Genomic DNA, 18,618 nt, shown 5'->3' on the forward strand with positions numbered 1-18,618 from the left:
ACCCCGTCCCTCTCCCAAGGAGAGGGAGAATGTAGCGACAGTAAAAGGGGAATGTGATGACGGAAAAGGAGGGAGTGTAGCGATGGAAAAGGGAAGAAATGAGGAATGACAAGGGACGAATGACGGAGGAGATGTGGAGAAAACTCGCCTTATATTAACTAATAGATAAAATGGGAAAAATGACTGATGAGTAAATAATTTTTTGTGTTTTGCTTTCTAATTAAAATAAAAGTTGTACTTTTGCCGAACTTTAATGAAAATTATATATGGCAACTTACAAAAAGAACAACAACCGACCTAATAGACAAAAAGATACCGAGCATTTAGACGAAGCACAACAGGCTCAATTACACAAAGAAAGTACTACTGCTGAGGTGTTTGATGCCCTCGATGCAGGCGCTACTCGCACCGAAGATTGGGTAAAACGCAATCAGAAGATTATTATTGGAACTCTCATAGCCGTAGCTGTGATAGGCTTGGGTTATTTGCTTTACCAACAGTTTGTGAAAGCCCCTAGGGAAAAGAATGCTGCTAATGAGCTTTTCTTTGCACAACAGTTCTTTGATGAAGCGATGGAAGCTACTGATGCTAGAGCGCAGGATTCCCTCTTTAAAGTGGCTATCAACGGTGGAAAAGGAAAATATGGATTTAAGCAAATTGCCGAAAATTACAGCGGTACCAAAGCTGCTAACCTGGCTGAATACGGTATGGGTATGGCTTATATGCGTTTGCGTGACTATAACAACGCAATAAATCACCTTAAAGAGTTCGATTCTACCGATGATATTTTCGGAGCTTTGGCTTATGGGAATATAGGTGACGCTTACCTTCAACAGAAAAATAACGCTGAGGCATTGAAATATTATATCAAAGCCTTTGAACATAGCAAAAATGACTTTGTAACTCCGTTATACCTGAAAAAAGCAGGGATAGTAGCTTCTTTGCAAGGTAAAAAAGACGATGCCTTGAAATATTACGAGCGCATCAAAGACGAGTACCCTACCTCAGAAGAAGCACATACTATCGATATCCTTATAGGGAAAATTAGTCAATAATTAATGGCAACAGAAAACAAAAACTTATCACAATACGATAAAAATATAATCCCAAATGCGGAATCTCTTCGCTTTGGGATTATTACTTCTCAGTGGAATGAGCAAGTAACTTACGGAATGCGCAATGGTGCTATTGAGACCCTTAAAGATTGTGGTGCTATTGATGACAATATACTCTTATGGGAAGTACCAGGTAGCTTTGAATTGGTGCACGCTGCCAAGCGAATGCTCGATACTACCGAGGTAGACGCTATTATTGTAATAGGCTGTGTGATACAAGGAGAAACTCGTCATTTCGATTTCGTGTGCCAGGGTGTTACCCAAGGTATTGCCCAGCTCAATGCGGAACAAAGTAAAGTGCCTGTTATCTTCTGCGTCCTCACTGATAATACCTTCCAGCAGTCGCTTGACCGCAGTGGTGGTAAGCTAGGTAATAAAGGCGTGGAGGCGGCTATTACTGCAATAAAAATGGCGGTGTTAGGGAAGTGAAAAAGAAAAGTGAAACGTAAAAGGTTGGAACAATTTTTGCAATGCAAATGTTGTTAAAGTCGTTAGATTTTAAAAATAAATAAAGAAAATCAGAATGAAATACATCATTGCACCTATACAACATTACCTTTTATTCACTTACCCAGCTATCACTGTTTTTGTCTTTTACCTTTTACCTTTTACCTCTTTCTCGCAGAAGCGTGATACTATTTATATTTTTGACCAGCAATTTTATTCAGGAGATACTATTCGGCTTGCTGAGGTGAGTGTTTTTGGTAAAGAGCATTACTTTGGTGATGCAGAAGCTCAAAAGCGCTATTTGCTTCTCCGCAGTAGGGTGAAACGCGTTTATCCGTATGCCAAAATGGCTGCCGACCGGCTCTATACAATGGAACGTACGATGGATACTATGCAAAATAAACGACAAAAGAAGGTGTACGTAAAACGCACCCAGCGCTATATTGAAGACCACTTCACCGACGAACTCAAAAAACTTTCCCGCTCGCAAGGGCGTATTCTCATTAAACTCATTCACCGCCAAACTGGAAAAACGGCTTACGAATTGGTAAAAGACCTGCGCAATGGTTGGAATGCTTATTGGTATAACAAAACCGCGTGGCTGTACGACCTTTCTCTCAAAAAAGGCTATGACCCTATGAATGTAGAAGAAGACTATTGGATAGAGGAAATTATCTTGCGGGCTATCAATAGTGGAGAATTAGAATACCAAACCCCAGCTTTACTATATAACTTCTCAGACCTTGTAGAACAACGACAGAAAAGACTTCAAAAGCAATTAGCAAATTAGCAGATTTGCAAATTAGCAAATTATTTGTACCTTTGCCGAAAATAAAATAGTACTAATGGAGTTATACTACGCTTTTTCAGTAATTATCGTCTTAGCAGCCTTGTTTTCGTACGTGAATGTTTGCTACGTAAAACTGCCTATGACCATAGGTATTATGGTGATTGCTATGATGGTATCGGTAGGCGTACGTCTTTTCGGAGGTGAAGTATTTACAGGGCTTGCACACCGTCTTGAATCGCTTTTACAAGGCTTTGACTTCACCGAAATACTGATGGGAGCAATGTTGAACTTCCTTCTCTTTGCAGGAGCTCTCCACATCAATATCAACGACCTAAAAAACTACAAAATCTCCATTTTTACTTATGCAACTATCAGTGTAGTACTTTCGGCTTTCTTTATATCAGTTTTGCTGTACTACATTGCTCCTTTGGTAGATATCCATATTCCTTACGTTTATTGTCTGCTTTTTGGTGCACTTATTTCTCCAACCGACCCTATTGTAGTGTTGGGAGTGCTCAAACAAGTGAAAGTACCTAAACGTATTGAAACTAAGATTACGGGTGAATCACTTTTTAACGATGGGGTAGCGGTAGTAATGTTTGCCGTAGTACTGAAATTGGCTACTAATAGCACTTTTGAGCCTTCGTTCTTCGCTATTACTAAGCTCTTTTTCTTAGAAGCAGGAGGAGGTATTTTCCTCGGAGTGCTTTTCGGTTGGGTAGCTTCTCAAATGATGAAAAAAGCCGATGACTATCACGTGAGTGTACTTGTTACTTTGGCAGTGGTAATGGGAGGTTTTCTTATCACCAAAGCTTCTCACGTTTCTTCGCCTCTGGCAATGGTAATTGCAGGACTCTTTGTAGGCAATGTAGGCAAGAAAGCCAGCAGTGCAGAGAATAAGGATTACCTTGAAAAGTTTTGGGCAATCATAGACGAGATTATGAATGCTATCTTGTTCCTATTCATAGGATTTGAGATGCTACTGATAGACAATCTAACTGAGCAGTTCCTTTTAGGAGGGGTAGCCATTCTTGTATGCCTCTTGGGGCGTGCACTGGCGCTTTATATTCCTGCCAAAACGATATTACGCAAGGTAGCTACCTATTCGCGAGGCTCACTCATCACGATGGTGTGGGGGGGTATTCGCGGGGGAGTATCCATCGCCTTGGTACTCTCTATCCCTGCTGATAAAGGAGGATTAAAAGAAACACTGTTGCAAATTACTTATATTGTAGTATTGTTTTCCATTTTAGTACAAGGTCTTACCGTAGGCAAAGTGGCTACCAGAGCCTTGTATCGCGATGAGGCGATGACACGCTTGAAAAGAATGAAACAACTGCAAAAAGGGAAACAATCATAAGACTTTAAAGAAGAATGAGAAAGCAAAAAGATAAAGGATTGGTAAGTGCCAAAGAAGTAGCCAAAGCGATTAATATTGATAAACTTGGCTTCTTGGGTACTTTTGGAGGATGGGCACTGATGAAGTTGCTCCGTATCTCCAAGCTCAATGCTATTTACAACCGAAATAAACACTTTGAAGGGTTAGACTTCCTCAACAAACTGTTAGATGAGTTTGAAATAAAGTTCGAAATACCCGAAGAGGATTTTAAGAATATCCCCAAAGAAGGGGCTTTTATCACCATTTCTAACCACCCACTGGGGGGAATTGATGGCATTCTGCTTCTCAAACTACTCTTAGAAAAACGTCCTGATTTCAAGATTATGGCGAATTTTCTCTTGCAACGTATTGAGCCCTTAGCACCTTATGTATTACCGGTAAACCCCTTTGAAGACCGCAAAGATGCGAAATCTAGCGTGGTGGGTTTTAAGCATACCATTGCACACCTCAAAGAGGGAAAACCCTTAGGTCTTTTCCCTGCAGGGGAAGTATCGGTAACCAAAGAGGGGCAATTGATGGTGGATAAGCCTTGGGAAGAGGCAGCTATGAAACTTGCTAAGAAAGTGAAAGTGCCTATTGTGCCTATCTATTTTCACGCCAAAAACAGTAAGTTGTTTTACTTCTTGGCGAGCATCAGTGATACGTTGCGCACGGCTAAATTGCCCTCAGAACTGCTTACACAGAAAGAACGCACTATTTATATACGCATAGGTAAGCCTATTTCGGTAGCTATGCAAGATGAGCATACCGATTTGGAAGATTTTACCGAATTTTTACGTAAGAAAACTTATATATTAGCCAATGCTTTAGAGCAAGATAAGAAGTTTTTACCACTCACTAACGTGTTGAAATCAAGCAAGAGCGGTAGCAATCCTCAACAGATAGAAGCGCCTATTAAACAAGACCTCATAGAGAAGGAAGTTGATAACATCACTAAAAAAGATTACCGACTGCTCAAAAACAACAACTACGAGGTATTCTTAGCACCTTATCAAGAGATTCCTAATATAATGAAGGAAATAGGACGCTTGCGTGAAATCACTTTCCGCGAAGTAGGGGAGGGGACTAATGCTTCGTCTGACTTAGATAAGTTTGACCTCTATTATCATCATCTTTTCCTTTGGGATAACGAAGCTAAGAAGATAGTAGGAGCTTACCGTATGGGCTTAGGGGCTGAAATATTCCCTAAATATGGCATCGAAGGCTTTTATACCCACGATTTGTTCCGTTTTGAGCCCGAATTATACGATATGATGAGTAAAACCATCGAGATGGGGCGTGCTTTTATCATTTCAGAATATCAGCAGAAACCTATGCCACTGTTTTTGCTGTGGAAAGGGATTGCTCACACCACTTTGCGTTATCCGGAACACTCATATTTGTTGGGTAGTGTGAGTATTAGTAACCAGTTCTCTGACTTTTCTAAATCGCTGATGATAGAGTTTATGAAGTCGAACTTCTATGACCCTTATATTGCACAGTATGTACGCCCTAAAAAAGAGTTCAAAGTAAAACTCAAAGACGAGGATAAAGATTTTATTTTCGACGAAACCAAAGCCGACCTCAATAAGTTCGACAAACTCATTGACGAACTCGAACCAGGTAACTTGCGTTTGCCGGTGCTCATCAAAAAATACATCAAGCAAAACGCCAAAGTCATTGCTTTCAACGTCGACCCACTTTTCAACAACTCGGTAGACGGATTGATGTACATTCGCATCTCCGACCTCCCTGAAAGCACTATGAAACCCGTGATAGAAGAGTTTCAAGCCGAACTCGAAGCTCGAATGAAGAATAATGAATATGAATAAATATTAGAAACCAATGAAAAAGATATTATTTTTAGTAGCATTACTACCACTGACTCTTGTTGCACAAACTGTCATTGTGCCTAACCGTTATACTTTCCAAAAGGAAGATAATCAGTACCAGCTGAATGCACTTACGAAGTTTTTACTGGAAAAACAAGGTTTTAAAACGTATATGGAGAGCGAAGTCCCTGCTGAACTGCTCCAAAACCCCTGCGATGCTTTGAGAGCCGACGTGAAAAACCAATCGAATATGATGACCTCTAAGGTGCAATTTATCCTCACCGATTGTGCTAATAAAACCGTCTTTACTTCCGAGATAGGTAAAAGTCGTGAAAAGGAGTTCAAGAAGTCGTATCAAGAAGCCTTGCGCAATGCCTTTGAAGGGAATGCTTTAGCAACTTTTAAGTCGGAATACAAAACACCTGTTACTACTCAAACGGCAATGGCAACGCTTACTCCTGCACAACCTACTACCATAGCAAAAAGCAATACTCAAATAATAGAAGAAGACCCCTATATAGAATTTTTATATGCTAAAAAAGTGGATTTCTCATACGAATTGTATGATAAGAAGACTAATGAATTGCGTTATAAAATCAAACCGACTCTTACCCCGAATACATTCGTAGCTTATGATTTAAAAAATAATGAATTTGGAGTGCTTGAAAAGGACGGCTCCACATTCTATAAATTTACTTTGTTTAAAAAAATAGAGGATAGAGGTCATACATTTTTAGCAAATATCCAATTCACACTTTAACCCCTTGTACAGCAAAGCTGAAGCAAAAAAACTACGCGAAGACTTCTGGATTTCCTTTGGCAAATCCTTCCCTCGGAAATGGACGCTTTACAATACCAAGATAAAGGATTTCAGCTTTAAGTTTTCATTCGACACCCGTAAAGCACGGGTGCTCCTCGCTGTGGAAGACCCTGACGAGGTAACACGTAGTTTGTACTATAACAAATTGTTGTCGCTGAAAACCATTCTGCAAGAACAGTACCTCCCTGACGTTGTTTTCGAAGAGCACTTTCTATTGGACAACGGTAAAGAAATCAGCTGTGTGTATGTAGAATTGCCAAACGTAACCATTCACAACAAAGCTACTTGGCAATCAGCGATGAAGTTCCTCTATCAATCGATGTTGCAGTTTGAAGCCTTTTGGGCAGAGTACAAAGACATAATACAAGAAGAAAAATAAGCACTACTTACCTCTGTATAATCCTTTGAAACTTTAAGAAAAGATTAACATCAAACCTCATTCTCACGCAACTTTTTTGTCTTACCTTTGCATAGAATAAGGTAACACCCTCAAAGAGGAAGTGTTTTTTACAATAAAAGCACTTCCTTTTCTGTATTTAATATCTAATAAATTGGTAATTATGAAAGAAAACATCAAAGATAAAGTCATGATTATTACAGGAGCCAGTAGCGGGTTTGAAGGTGGTGGCAGGTCGAGGACGTAGCTATCAATGAGATTACTTTACGTCCTACTAAACAAGAATTTTAATTCAAGTATAACATCTAACTTATGATAAAAAACTTTATTAACAGACCCGTACTATCAACAGTAGTCTCTATCTTAATAGTGATTTTAGGGATATTGGGGATTATCTCTTTGCCTATCTCTCAATATCCTGATATCGCCCCTGTAACGGTACAGGTATCGGCTAACTATGCCGGTGCCAACGCCGAAACAGTGCTCAAAGCGGTGGTGATTCCGCTGGAAGAACAAATCAATGGGGTAGAAAATATGGATTATATTACCTCATCGGCTTCTAATAGTGGTTCAGCAAATATTACTGTGTATTTCAAACAGGGCACCAATGGGGATATTGCTGCCGTAAACGTGCAAAATGCGGTGTCGCGTGCCAACTCTATTTTGCCATCTGAGGTAACCCAATCGGGTGTAACGGTACGCAAACAGAGCTCAGGTAACTTGATGTTTCTCACCTTCTTCTCTGAGAATAAAGAGTTAGACGATGTATTTCTACAAAATTATTTAAGCATCAATGTGATTCCTGCAATCAAACGTATCAGTGGGGTAGGGGATGCCAATGCTTTTGGGGGTAAAACCTATTCTATGCGCATTTGGTTGAATCCGCAAAAACTCCAAGCCTATGGGCTTAATCCTACCGAGGTAACTGCTGCAATTTCAGCTCAGAGTAGAGAAGCAGCTGCGGGTACTTTGGGGCAAAACAGCGGTAGTAGCTATGAATATGTGATTAAGTACAAGGGGAAATACACCCAAGTATCGGAATATGAAAATATAGTGCTCAAAGCGTTAGATGGAGGGCGTATTCTCCGTCTTAAAGATGTGGCTAAGGTAGAACTCGACGCGCTCGGATATACAGGATTTTCTGAAAGCAAAGGTCGTCCTGCTGTGGCAATGGGTATCTCGCAAACACCAGGCTCTAATGCTCACGAGATTATCCAAAATATTGAAAAGCTCTTAGACGAGTTGAAGCCTTCTTTACCCGAAGGGATTACTTATACTATCAACTACAACGCCAACACTTTCTTAGATGCTGCGATTTCTAAGGTGGTGTCTACCCTTTTAGAGGCTTTCTTATTGGTGTTCTTGGTGGTGTATATCTTCTTGCAAGACTTCCGTTCTACACTCATTCCTGCTATTGCGGTGCCAGTGTCTATCGTGGGTACTTTCTTCTTCTTGAATCTCTTTGGCTATTCTGTCAATATGCTTACCCTCTTCGCCTTGGTGTTAGCTATCGGTATAGTGGTGGACGATGCCATTGTGGTCGTTGAGGCTGTGCACGCCAAGATGGAACAAACTCACGAGAAAGCTAAACCTGCTACAATTTCAGCTATGAACGAGATTACAGGGGCGATTATCTCTATCACCCTTGTGATGGCAGCAGTGTTCGTACCGGTAACCTTTATGGGTGGTACTACGGGCGTCTTCTACAAACAGTTTGGGGTAACTCTGATTGTAGCCATCGTGATTTCAGCTATCAATGCACTTACCCTCAGTCCGGTGCTTTGTTCGCTCTTCCTCAAACCTCACGGCAATAAAGAATATGAAGAAAAGTCGTGGTTTGGCAAGTTCTTCCACAAATTTAATATAGCTTTCAATGCCGCTACACGTAAATATGGTCAAACCTTTACCTTCTTCCTTCGTCATAAATGGGTAACTTTAGTGCTCTTACTTATGGCTGGAGGTGGTATCTATTTTGCCAATAAAAGTATGAAATCGGGGTTTGTGCCCAGTGAAGACCAAGGGTTCGTGATGATGGATGTATCGATGATTCCTGGGGCTTCTATGGAACGCGTTGCCAATATTATGCGTGAGGTAAACGAAAGTCTTTCCAATATTCCAGGGGTAGAAGACGTTACCTTTGTTACTGGTCGCGGTATGATTTCAGGCGAAGGTAGTAATAATGGTATGGGGTTCTTCAAACTGAAACCTTTTGAGGAACGTTCTAAACTCCCCGGTCAAGACATTAAATCGATTATCAACAATGCCTTTCGTGCTGTAGCCAATATCAAAGATGCCAATGTAATTTTCTTCCAGCCTCCTTCCGTGCCTGGTTTTGGTGTAGGAGGCGGGGTGTCGTTTGTTCTCTTGGATAAATCCGGAAGTGATATTAATGAGGTGAACAAGAATGCACAAGAGTTCTTGGGTGCCCTAATGCAACGCCCAGAGATACAGTTTGCCCAAACGTCTTTCAATGTGAATTATCCACAATACCAAATGGATATTAATGTAGAACGCGCTATGCAGTCAGGTATTACAGTGAGTACTATTCTATCGACCTTACAGAATTATATAGGGGGCTTCTATGCAACTGATTTTACTCTTTACGGAAAGCAATACCGCGTAATGGTACAATCGTTGCCCGAAGCGCGTAAAGACCTCAATAGCCTTAATAGCTTATTCGTGAAAACAGGTAGTGGAACGATGGCACCTATTACCGAGTTTGTAACTCTTACACGTACTTTCGGTCCGCAATTGCTCAGCCGTTATAACCTCTTTACTTCGGTGTCTATTTCGGCTCAGAACAACCCTGCCTATAGTACAGGTGATGCTCTGAAAGCAGTACAAGAGGTGGCTGCCCAAACCCTCAATAATAATTATGGAATCGACTATACAGGTTTGACGCGTGAAGAACAGACTGCAGGCTCACAAACCATTCTCATCTTCTTACTCAGCTTGGTGTTTACTTATTTTATTCTTTCAGCACAGTATGAGAGTTACCTATTGCCTCTATCAGTGCTCTTCTCATTGCCTTTTGGTATCTTTGGAGCGTATTTAGGACAATGGCTTTTTGGATTAGAAAATAATATCTATTTCCAAATTTCCCTCATTATGCTGATGGGACTCTTAGCTAAAAACGCGATTTTGATTGTAGAATTTGCTGTGCAACGCCGTCGTATGGGTGAAAGCTTATCTAAGGCAGCTATCAATGCTGCGATGGCACGTTTGCGTCCGATTTTGATGACTTCCTTTGCCTTCATCGTTGGTCTGATGCCATTAGTATTTGCCTCAGGTGTAGGTGCAACGGGAAACCGTTCAGTAGCTACGGGAGCCGCTATCGGTCAGCTTATTGGTACCTTTTTCGGACTTGTTGTGATTCCGGTATTTTTTGTATTCTTCCAAGCGATACAAGAGAGTATTAGTGGTCATAAAGAAAAAGAAGAGATATTTGTAGAGCCTACTGGAGAATATTAAAAGCCTGTTGTGCTACGACAAAAAAAGCTGTCTGCTTTTTAGCAGACAGCCTTTTTATTTTCTATTACTAGCACATTATTTTTGGGTCGTTTTTGCGTCCAGTACTTTGCCAAAGTTTCCAACTTTGGTAAAATTGATATCCTTTTTGTGTTGCAGTACGTATAAATCTCATTTCTTTAGCTACTAAATCCGTTCTATAAACCTCGCAGATTTGTGGAATCTGTGTAATCTGTGGGATTTTTTATTATCTGATGTTTTCTTATCCAGAACTCAGAAAGTAGTAATATTGTTTTTTTATGTGTCAAAAACGCTATTTTAACACTTTTTCTTCAATAAAGTTATAAGGGCTTTTTACCTATTGATATCCAATATTCTAACACCTTTCCTTCGTCTTAGATTCGTCTTAGGTTCGCCTTAGCTTCGCTCTACCTTCGGTTAAACTTTAATTAAAAGATAACAAAGGTTTTTCTAATATTTAACTGATAAATAATGTTTTAACGTTTTTGATACCACAAAAGACTATCAAGTATTCTACTTTCTAAACTTTAAAAAAATTGCAGGGTTTTAAAAGTTATTAACATTTTTTCAGCAGTGCTCTCACTTCTTTTAAATTGACTTGAACTCACGTAATAGAAAATAAAAAAGGCTATCCTAATTAGGATAGCCTTTTTCCTTAATTTTTATTTGTAAGTTCTTATTTTGTAGGGTATTTTGATTACTCTACGATATTAGCGATACTTACACGGTTCCAATCTGGTTCACTGAACATATCACCGATACCATTACCTTCAGCTTGGATTCTATCAGCTGAGATTTTGTAACGTTTAACTAAAAGATTTTTAACAGCTTCAGCACGAGCGGTAGCTAATTGTTTGTTCTTTTCTAAGTTTCCTTCTGGTGAAGCATAACCTTTGATACTAACTTTAGCATTTCTATATTTGTTAAGGTAAGAAGCGATACGCTCTACGTTAGGCAATTGAGATGCATCGATAGTACTTTTAGCTACGCGGAAAGTAACTACAGATTCTAAAGTTTTCTTGTTTTTAGTAACTACTTTTTCTACTACTTCTGGTTTCTTGTTGCGAGCTGCTTCTAAGTCATCTTGCAATTTATTAACTTGTCTTTGGCAGTCAGACAATTCTTTGTTTTTGCTGTTCAACTCATCACGAAGTCTACCCAATTCTGCGCTATTGTCAGGATTTTGAGTAGCTGTAGTGAAGTGGTGAGCGCCATTGCTTCCTTTAAAACGGTAAACCACACCAGCAGTAACTTGAGTCCAAGAGTTTTTGAGGTTCAACTCATTTCGAGAGTTTGATTCAGCTGGATTAGCTACACCGTCAACAGTATAAACAAGAGCTGGACTAATTTTAATACCCCAAGCTTTACTTTGTCCTAAGTTGAACAACAAGTTAGAACCAAACTCAGCAGTCATTCCATTTAATACATTAGGAGCTTTTCTGTTGTCAGCACCTTGTACATAATTATGTAACCAACCTAAACCGGCAAAACCTTCTACTTCGAAGAAACGAGGTGTTCCTTTGTAACCAGCAATAAGGTTGCTTAAGTTTACAGTACCTACTAAACTTACATTAGTTTGGTCTACAAAGTTTAAGTAGTTAGAGTTGTTGTCAAAATCTACTGGACGTACATACGCCATACCTTCAACACCTAGACGGAAAGCTGGAGAGATTTGTTTGCCAATCTCAGCTCCAAAAGTGGCACGGGTGTTTTTGATAAAAGCTTCACGGGTAGTCCAAGAGAATCCACCACCTTTAACACCTACTTGCCAGTTGTCAAAAAATTTGCTCTTACTTAGCATATCTTGTGCGTTAGCACTTGTTATCACTGCAACGACAGCTGCAATACTTAATAAGGTTTTTTTCATATAAAAAAATGTTTATTACTTGTGTTTTAAAATTCGGGGCAAATATACGACTTTTTTTATTTGTACAATCATTTTTAGTAATAAAATATGTGCTTTTTGCATTTTTATCCTGTTTTTTAACGTTTTATTTACAAACCGTTTGCATTTCTTTCACATTTCAAAGAGATAATATAGTTTTTGGGTGTAAAAATCAGGGAGAGTTTCATTGTAAACTCTCCCTGATTTTCGTGTTAATAAAATATGATAATAATGCTATGAATTTACGATTACATCATTCCTGGCATTCCACCACCCATTGGAGGCATTGCAGCTGCTTTATCGTCTTTGATGTCTACCAAAGCACATTCGGTAGTGAGAATCATACCAGCTACTGAGGCAGCGTTTTCAAGGGCTACACGAGTTACCTTTTTAGGGTCGATGATACCTGCTTTAAACATATCGGTATAAGTACCTGTTTTGGCATTGTATCCGTAAGCATCTCTTGAAGCCTCGAGTACACGAGCTACGATTACAGAACCTTCAACGCCTGCGTTTTCTACGATAGTGCGCAAAGGAGCTTCCAATGCTTTGAGGATAATTTTAATACCTGTTTCTTCGTCAGCATTGAGAGGTTTTAGTTTTCCTAAAACATTTTTAGCACGAATAAGCGCTATACCACCTCCTGCTACGATACCTTCTTCAACAGCTGCACGAGTAGCGTGAAGGGCATCATCTACACGGTCTTTTTTCTCTTTCATTTCCACTTCCGAAGCAGCTCCTATGTAAAGCACTGCTACCCCACCAGAGAGTTTAGCTAAACGCTCTTGTAGTTTTTCACGGTCATAATCAGAAGAGGTGTTTTCGATTTGTGCTTTGATTTGTGCTACACGTGCTTTGATATTATCAGATTTTCCAGCACCATTTACAATAGTGGTGTTATCTTTGTCGATACTTACTCTTTCGGCAGTACCAAGCATATCGATAGTAGCGTTTTCAAGGGTAAAGCCTCTTTCTTCGGCAATTACAGTACCACCGGTTAGGATAGCGATATCTTCGAGCATTGCTTTACGACGATCACCAAAGCCAGGAGCTTTTACAGCAGCGATGCGAAGAGTACCGCGCAACTTGTTTACTACTAAGGTAGCTAATGCCTCACCATCGATATCTTCAGCGATAATCAAAAGAGGTTTGCCAGATTGAGCTACAGGCTCTAATACAGGAAGCAAGTCCTTCATAGTAGAGATTTTCTTGTCGTACAACAAGATATAAGGGTGGTCGAGTTCTGCAACCATCTTTTCAGAATCGGTTACGAAGTAAGGAGAAAGGTAACCGCGATCGAACTGCATACCTTCTACCACGTCTACGTAAGTATCTGTACCTTTTGCTTCTTCTACGGTGATAACCCCTTCTTTACCTACTTTCTCGAATGCTTGAGCGATAAGTTCGCCAATAGTATCGTCGTTGTTAGCAGAGATAGAGGCTACTTGTTTTATTTTTTCAGAAGAAGAACCTACCTCTTTAGCTTGTTTAGCCAAATGTTCTACGATTTTTGCTACGGCTTTGTCGATACCGCGTTTTAAATCCATTGGGTTAGCGCCAGAAGCTACGTTTTTAAGACCTTCTTTTACGATAGCTTGTGCTAATACAGTAGCGGTAGTAGTACCGTCTCCTGCGAGGTCATTGGTTTTAGAAGCTACTTCTTTTACCATTTGAGCGCCCATATTTTCGAGAGCGTCTTCAAGTTCTATTTCCTTAGCAACGGTTACCCCGTCTTTGGTTACTTGTGGTGAACTAAATGATTTGCTAATAATCACATTACGACCACGAGGGCCTAATGTTACTTTTACTGCATTTGCTAATGCATCAACGCCACGTTTTAAACCTTCGCGAGCGTCTATATCAAATTTAATATCTTTTGCCATTTCTTTAGTTTTTAGTTTTTATGTTTAGATAACTGCTAATACGTCGTTTTCACGCATAATAAGGTAGTCTCTACCTTCTAATTTTAGTTCAGTACCGGCATATTTGCCATAGAGTACTGTATCGCCTACTTTTAGGGTTACAGGGTTATCTTTAGTACCTGCTCCAACGGCTACAACCGTACCTTTTTGAGGTTTTTCTTTTGCAGTATCAGGGATGATAATACCTGATGCGGTAGTAGTTTCGGCCACTGCGGGCTCAATCACTACTCTATCAGCTAAAGGTTTAATATTCAATTTTGCCATTATTTGTTTAGTTTTTAGTTATTTTTCTGTTTAGAAAATAGGAATTAGGTGTTAGGGAATTACATCGCCCGCGCCCCCTTCGAAAGGGGGATGTGGGGATGTTATCTAACCTTTTCATTCAAGTATTTTAATTCCTTTTATAAAAAATCGAAGAGGATATTTCAGAAAGTATGCCAATCTGTAAAAACTGACGTTTTGTCAGTTTAGTTACCTGTATTAGAAGATGTGGCAGGAGTAGCAGGCATTTGGGTAGCATTGTTGGCAGGTGCTTGTTGGTTAAGAGGGTTTTCTACAGGGGCAGTAGGGGTATTGCCATCGAGCAGTTTAGAATCGGCATTTACACCGGTATTACCTTGTAGTAAGGTGTTGGCGATAAGGATAAGCACTCCTAAAGCAGTAGCAAACGTCCAAGTACTGCGTTCGAGGAAGTCGCCTGTTTTTTTCACGCCACCTACTACTTGTGTATTGCCACCGAAAGTAGAAGAGAGTCCGCCTCCTTTAGGGTTTTGTACCATAATTACTAAAGCGAGTAGCAAACATACTACCACGATAAGCACTAAAAAGATGTTGAATGTAGTCATTTCTCTATAAATTAAAATAAATTATTTTGTTGTAGTTTTTTGATATTTTCTATTTGGGCTGCAAAGTAAGCACTTTTTTCTGGATTTTTCAAAATTAATATTTCATACGCTTGTATGGCTTGCTTAAATTTGCGCTGATTTACATATACTTGTGCCAATGTTTCGGTCATTAATTGTTTAGGGTCTGAGTTTACATCATCGGCTAAATTTACGTTGGATACATAGTCTTTGGAGGCTTCAATCTTAGGATTGTTTTCCAAAAACTTATCAATGAGTTTGAACTTTTCGGCTACCTTGTCGTCTTTGTAAGATACTTCGGTATGGTCATCGGAGATGTTTTCTAACCATTGAGAGATATTGTCAGTATCACTTTTAGGTTTTTCCTCTGTTTTAGGTTCAAAAGCATCGGCTAACTCTTGGTGATTTACCAAATCTTCGGGGAAAATAGGTTCTTCAAAAATAGATTCGGGTACATTAGGGCGATACAAGCGCGGTTCGTGGTCGATGTAACTTACCTTAGGAGGTGTATTCTCAGTTTCTTCGGCTTCTTTGCGTTCTCTCGCTTTGCGAATACGTTCAAAATCACGGCGCAGGGCTGAGAAATCAGGGATAATACTTTTAGAATTAATAAAGTCGAACAATACTGAGCGGTCAGTTACGTGTACCGCAGCGAGTTTTAAGGCTTTGTTGTACTTGTAGTTTTCTTCGGAATGCAATATTTTGAGTTGTAACACCCTTGCCGCTTGGAAATAAGGATATTCCTTCACTATCTCGTCGAGTTCATATACTTGATCATCGTTAATAGTGTAGGGATGCCTAATAATCTCTATGAATTGTTTTACTGTCAATCTTACCTTTTATCTTTACCTGATTGCTACCAATCTGCCAATGAGGCGTTGAAAATATCTTGGGTGATACGCTCGAATATCTGTGGGATAGCTTCGCCTTTTACCGAGTTGAATTGTGTAGCAGCAGGATAATCATAGTAAAAAGAAAAGCGTTTTTCAAAGTCTTTTTTATCTTCTTTATGATTAGTAAAGCGCACATTTACGCCTATGGTTACACGGTTTTGGGCAGCGGTTTGTCCTGCGGTAGCCGTCATAGGGGTAATGTTAAACTCTACGATTTCGCCTTCGTACACGAGGTCGCCATTGCGGTCGGTAAGGCTGAGGTTGGTTTGGTTGTTAATCAAATCTTGTAGGGCGATGGTAAAATCGCGATCGAGGCCAGGTTCTACCAAGGGAGCATCGTTGCGAAAGAAGTTTACTTGAAAAGTCTTTGCATCGCCTGTACTTCCTCCTGTAAAATTGTAGATACCACAACTTATAGCAGTGAAAGCCAAGAGTATATATAAGATATATTTCATTTTACCAATCAATTAGCGGGCAAAGATACGAAAATAATTACGAATGACAAATTACGAATGATGATTTTTTACAAACGTTTAAGGGCTTGCTTGATGATTTCTTCTACTGAAAGCTCTTCGCTACTTGATTTGATAATGATATCGACTACTTTTTCGGCTTGTTTGCGCATAAAGCCCAATACTTCTAAGGCGGCAAGCGCTTCTTCTTTGTGGGTGCTTATAGTGTTCATAGGCACCTCTCCAAAGTCTTGAAGCTTGAGCATCTTGTCTTTGAGGTCGAGTACTACGCGTTGGGCTGTTTTAGCACCTATGCCTTTTACTGCTTGAATAGTAGCAACCTCCCCATTGATAATGGCATTGCGCACTTGTGCAGCGGTCAGCGATGAGAGCATCGTGCGGGCAGTACTAGCACCTACTCCCGATACCGAAAGGAGCAATACAAACACTTCGCGTTCGGCTTTGGTGAGGAAGCCATAGAGCGTGTGGGCGTCTTCTTTTATTTGCAAATAGGTGTATAGTTTAATGGCTTCGCCTTCGGGTAGCGCTGAATAAGTATTTAAGCTGATATTTACGAAATAGCCCACCCCGTGGCAGTCGATTACTACGTGAGTAGGGTTCTTTTCTACGAGTTTTCCTTGTAATTGTGTAATCATTAGTTTAATTTGCTAATTTGTCGATTTGCAAAAGTACAAATAATTAGAAAATTAGCAAGATTTTACGGGGTAGAAGTAAAAAACTTTGCCAAAGGTGCGAGCTGCATAGGCAGTCGTAACACGACGGGCAATTAACTTTGGCAAAGTGTGTGATTGTTCATTCTTAATTGTCAATTGTGAATTGAGAAAGTAGCTCTTCCGAGCGTTTGCGCCCTGCTAAATAGTGAGGGTCAAGCTCTATAGCTTTTTGTAGATAGGCTATGGCTTGCACGCGGTATTTGCGCTGAGGGTGTTGCTTTGCCCAAGCCCAATACACAAAACTCATTATCTTCCACGAAGCGTACTCGGGGTTTTGGGCTTCTTTTCGGATAATATTTTCAAAGTCAATTTTAGCTAAAGCACGCTTGCTGAAATAAAACCAAGGTAAGTTCTCGGCTACGCTACCGCGCATAAATTCAGGAAGATAGTGCACCTCTCCGTATTTTTTAATAGCCGTTTCAAAAAGCTTAAAACTCTTGCCGATAAGTGAGAGCTTGAAAGTTTCGCCAGCTACCAAAGCCATTGCCGAAGCCTTGTAAGAAAGGATAAAAGGTTGTAATGCCTCAGGTGTTTCGGGATTGGCTTTGCATTCTGATAAAATAGTGAGACTCTTTTGCGCATAGCCTTTGTACTGCTTGCTAAAAAAGCCTAAATTTAGGGCTACTTCGTGATAGATAATTCCTAAACGCACTTTGTTCAGAAGGGAAGGGTTTTCCTTGTAATCAGTTTCTACTTCAGGAAGTTTGGCTTGCAAAAGGTCGTTGTCGATGAATTCCATTACATCGTCTAAGGCGATTTGATAATCATTAAGTGTTTTCATTACGCGTTCTTTTTTAAATTTGGGGCAAAAGTACGGCGCAATGAGCTCCTCACTCGTTGACTTAAGTTAAGATTTTTTTGTGTGTATACGTTTTTGCAATCGGCTTAAACTTTCAGGGCTGATACCTAGTAGATTGGCAATGTACTTCTGTGGTACTCGCTGAAAGAGTTCAGGGCGTGAGTGCAACAGATGCTGAAAGCGCTCTTCGGGTTTATCGGTAGCAAGATACATAGCGGTATCGGTGGCGCGCTGCAAGATTTGTTCTGCCATCAACCTGCCGAAAGTCTCAAAGTTGTGGTGCAGAGCATAAAGGGCAAAGAGTTGTTCTTTACTGATACAATAAACGGTGGTCTCGTCTAAGGCTTGCAACGACAGATTGGAGGGGGTACCGTTATTAAAACTCATAAAAGCAGTTGTCCATTGATTTTCAAGTGAAATATCACAGGTCTTCTCCGTTCCATCATCTTTGGTGTGAAAATGGCGCACACAGCCTTTCTCTATGAAAAATAGGTGTTTGCAAGGTTGAGGAGCTTCTAAAAGCATTGTTTTTTTAGCAAAGATGCGCTCTTCAAAAAAATGGTCTACCGCGCTGAGTTCTTCCTCAGTAAAAGGAAGAGCTTGCCGAAAATGATTTTTTAAAGAATCGTACATTGACAAGGCTTATTACTTTAATACTGATGTTAAATTAACTATTAGGAGCGACAAAAGTAGGAGAAAATTAGCAAATTAGCAAATTAAAAAATGAGAGAATTAGAAAATGGGGTGCGAGTTACAAGCTTGAACTAAAGAAGATTAACTTTGCCAAAGTTTCAAACTTTGG

17 protein-coding genes are annotated in these 18,618 nt (G+C 39.9%); 8 read left to right on the forward strand and 9 right to left on the reverse strand.

Annotated features, from left to right (window positions below; translation table 11 throughout):
- The first annotated feature begins 266 nt into the window (after positions 1-266).
- The 8 genes from HMPREF9078_RS01790 to HMPREF9078_RS01825 all read left to right on the forward strand — a co-directional run bounded on the left by HMPREF9078_RS01790 (position 267) and on the right by HMPREF9078_RS01825 (position 10,250).
- Complete coding sequence (locus tag HMPREF9078_RS01790; protein WP_009419010.1) at positions 267-1,055, forward strand: tol-pal system YbgF family protein; 789 nt, start codon at positions 267-269, stop codon at positions 1,053-1,055.
- Positions 1,056-1,058: 3 nt separating this feature from the next.
- Entirely contained in the window at positions 1,059-1,544 is a 486-nt protein-coding gene (ribH, locus tag HMPREF9078_RS01795; protein WP_009419011.1) for a 6,7-dimethyl-8-ribityllumazine synthase, read from the forward strand.
- A 94-nt stretch (positions 1,545-1,638) separates the two neighbouring features.
- Positions 1,639-2,352 (forward strand): DUF4294 domain-containing protein, encoded by a 714-nt coding sequence (locus HMPREF9078_RS01800; RefSeq protein WP_009417905.1) that lies wholly within the window; start codon positions 1,639-1,641, stop codon positions 2,350-2,352.
- A gap of 55 nt (positions 2,353-2,407) precedes the next feature.
- Positions 2,408-3,712 carry a sodium:proton antiporter gene (locus HMPREF9078_RS01805; RefSeq protein WP_009419012.1) on the forward strand — a complete coding sequence of 435 codons (1,305 nt, stop codon included), beginning with the start codon at positions 2,408-2,410 and terminating at the stop codon, positions 3,710-3,712.
- Between the two features lie 14 nt (positions 3,713-3,726).
- The gene (locus tag HMPREF9078_RS01810; protein WP_009410077.1) at positions 3,727-5,562 is read left to right on the forward strand and encodes a GNAT family N-acyltransferase; all 1,836 of its coding nucleotides are present in this window, start codon (positions 3,727-3,729) and stop codon (positions 5,560-5,562) included.
- A 13-nt stretch (positions 5,563-5,575) separates the two neighbouring features.
- Positions 5,576-6,322 carry a hypothetical protein gene (locus tag HMPREF9078_RS01815; protein WP_009419013.1) on the forward strand — a complete coding sequence of 249 codons (747 nt, stop codon included), beginning with the start codon at positions 5,576-5,578 and terminating at the stop codon, positions 6,320-6,322.
- A gap of 4 nt (positions 6,323-6,326) precedes the next feature.
- Entirely contained in the window at positions 6,327-6,761 is a 435-nt protein-coding gene (locus HMPREF9078_RS01820) for a DUF4268 domain-containing protein (protein ID WP_009419014.1), read from the forward strand.
- A 330-nt stretch (positions 6,762-7,091) separates the two neighbouring features.
- Positions 7,092-10,250: an efflux RND transporter permease subunit gene (locus tag HMPREF9078_RS01825; protein WP_009419015.1), complete on the forward strand. Its 3,159-nt coding sequence runs from the start codon at positions 7,092-7,094 to the stop codon at positions 10,248-10,250.
- A 715-nt stretch (positions 10,251-10,965) separates the two neighbouring features.
- Here the strand turns inward: HMPREF9078_RS01825 and HMPREF9078_RS01830 are convergent.
- The 9 genes from HMPREF9078_RS01830 to HMPREF9078_RS01870 form a co-directional block, all read right to left on the reverse strand.
- The gene (locus HMPREF9078_RS01830; protein WP_009419016.1) at positions 10,966-12,135 is read right to left on the reverse strand and encodes an OmpA family protein; all 1,170 of its coding nucleotides are present in this window, start codon (positions 12,133-12,135) and stop codon (positions 10,966-10,968) included.
- 266 nt (positions 12,136-12,401) lie between these two features.
- The gene (gene groL / locus HMPREF9078_RS01835) at positions 12,402-14,036 is read right to left on the reverse strand and encodes a chaperonin GroEL (RefSeq protein ID WP_009419017.1); all 1,635 of its coding nucleotides are present in this window, start codon (positions 14,034-14,036) and stop codon (positions 12,402-12,404) included.
- A 24-nt stretch (positions 14,037-14,060) separates the two neighbouring features.
- The gene (groES, locus tag HMPREF9078_RS01840; protein WP_009419018.1) at positions 14,061-14,339 is read right to left on the reverse strand and encodes a co-chaperone GroES; all 279 of its coding nucleotides are present in this window, start codon (positions 14,337-14,339) and stop codon (positions 14,061-14,063) included.
- Positions 14,340-14,542: 203 nt separating this feature from the next.
- On the reverse strand, positions 14,543-14,920 hold the full coding sequence (gene secG, locus HMPREF9078_RS01845) for a preprotein translocase subunit SecG (protein WP_002673422.1): 378 nt from the start codon (positions 14,918-14,920) through the stop codon (positions 14,543-14,545).
- Between the two features lie 11 nt (positions 14,921-14,931).
- Entirely contained in the window at positions 14,932-15,768 is an 837-nt protein-coding gene (locus tag HMPREF9078_RS01850) for a hypothetical protein (RefSeq protein WP_009419019.1), read from the reverse strand.
- Positions 15,769-15,794: 26 nt separating this feature from the next.
- Entirely contained in the window at positions 15,795-16,286 is a 492-nt protein-coding gene (locus HMPREF9078_RS01855; RefSeq protein ID WP_009419020.1) for an LptE family protein, read from the reverse strand.
- Positions 16,287-16,354: 68 nt separating this feature from the next.
- Positions 16,355-16,939, reverse strand: a complete 585-nt coding sequence (gene ruvA, locus HMPREF9078_RS01860; protein ID WP_009419021.1) for a Holliday junction branch migration protein RuvA — start codon at positions 16,937-16,939, stop codon at positions 16,355-16,357.
- Between the two features lie 163 nt (positions 16,940-17,102).
- Positions 17,103-17,798 carry a hypothetical protein gene (locus HMPREF9078_RS01865; protein ID WP_009419023.1) on the reverse strand — a complete coding sequence of 232 codons (696 nt, stop codon included), beginning with the start codon at positions 17,796-17,798 and terminating at the stop codon, positions 17,103-17,105.
- Positions 17,799-17,864: 66 nt separating this feature from the next.
- The gene (locus HMPREF9078_RS01870) at positions 17,865-18,449 is read right to left on the reverse strand and encodes a Crp/Fnr family transcriptional regulator (protein ID WP_009419024.1); all 585 of its coding nucleotides are present in this window, start codon (positions 18,447-18,449) and stop codon (positions 17,865-17,867) included.
- Between the last annotated feature and the right edge of the window lie 169 nt (positions 18,450-18,618).

The sequence above is a fragment of the Capnocytophaga sp. oral taxon 380 str. F0488 genome (assembly GCF_000318255.2).
GTDB lineage: Bacteria > Bacteroidota > Bacteroidia > Flavobacteriales > Flavobacteriaceae > Capnocytophaga > Capnocytophaga ochracea.

Excerpts from the sequence above, each read along its gene's own strand:
- HMPREF9078_RS01800 (WP_009417905.1), top strand. The coding sequence starts at position 1,639 with ATGAAATACATCATTGCACCTATACAACATTACCTTTTATTCACTTAC.
- HMPREF9078_RS01815 (WP_009419013.1), top strand. The coding sequence starts at position 5,576 with ATGAAAAAGATATTATTTTTAGTAGCATTACTACCACTGACTCTTGTT.
- HMPREF9078_RS01805 (WP_009419012.1), top strand. The coding sequence starts at position 2,408 with ATGGAGTTATACTACGCTTTTTCAGTAATTATCGTCTTAGCAGCCTTG.
- HMPREF9078_RS01830 (WP_009419016.1), bottom strand. The coding sequence starts at position 12,135 with ATGAAAAAAACCTTATTAAGTATTGCAGCTGTCGTTGCAGTGATAACA.
- HMPREF9078_RS01790 (WP_009419010.1), top strand. The coding sequence starts at position 267 with ATGGCAACTTACAAAAAGAACAACAACCGACCTAATAGACAAAAAGAT.
- HMPREF9078_RS01810 (WP_009410077.1), top strand. The coding sequence starts at position 3,727 with ATGAGAAAGCAAAAAGATAAAGGATTGGTAAGTGCCAAAGAAGTAGCC.
- ribH (WP_009419011.1), top strand. The coding sequence starts at position 1,059 with ATGGCAACAGAAAACAAAAACTTATCACAATACGATAAAAATATAATC.
- HMPREF9078_RS01825 (WP_009419015.1), top strand. The coding sequence starts at position 7,092 with ATGATAAAAAACTTTATTAACAGACCCGTACTATCAACAGTAGTCTCT.
- HMPREF9078_RS01865 (WP_009419023.1), bottom strand. The coding sequence starts at position 17,798 with ATGAAAACACTTAATGATTATCAAATCGCCTTAGACGATGTAATGGAA.
- secG (WP_002673422.1), bottom strand. The coding sequence starts at position 14,920 with ATGACTACATTCAACATCTTTTTAGTGCTTATCGTGGTAGTATGTTTG.
- groES (WP_009419018.1), bottom strand. The coding sequence starts at position 14,339 with ATGGCAAAATTGAATATTAAACCTTTAGCTGATAGAGTAGTGATTGAG.
- HMPREF9078_RS01870 (WP_009419024.1), bottom strand. The coding sequence starts at position 18,449 with ATGTACGATTCTTTAAAAAATCATTTTCGGCAAGCTCTTCCTTTTACT.
- ruvA (WP_009419021.1), bottom strand. The coding sequence starts at position 16,939 with ATGATTACACAATTACAAGGAAAACTCGTAGAAAAGAACCCTACTCAC.
- HMPREF9078_RS01855 (WP_009419020.1), bottom strand. The coding sequence starts at position 16,286 with ATGAAATATATCTTATATATACTCTTGGCTTTCACTGCTATAAGTTGT.
- groL (WP_009419017.1), bottom strand. The coding sequence starts at position 14,036 with ATGGCAAAAGATATTAAATTTGATATAGACGCTCGCGAAGGTTTAAAA.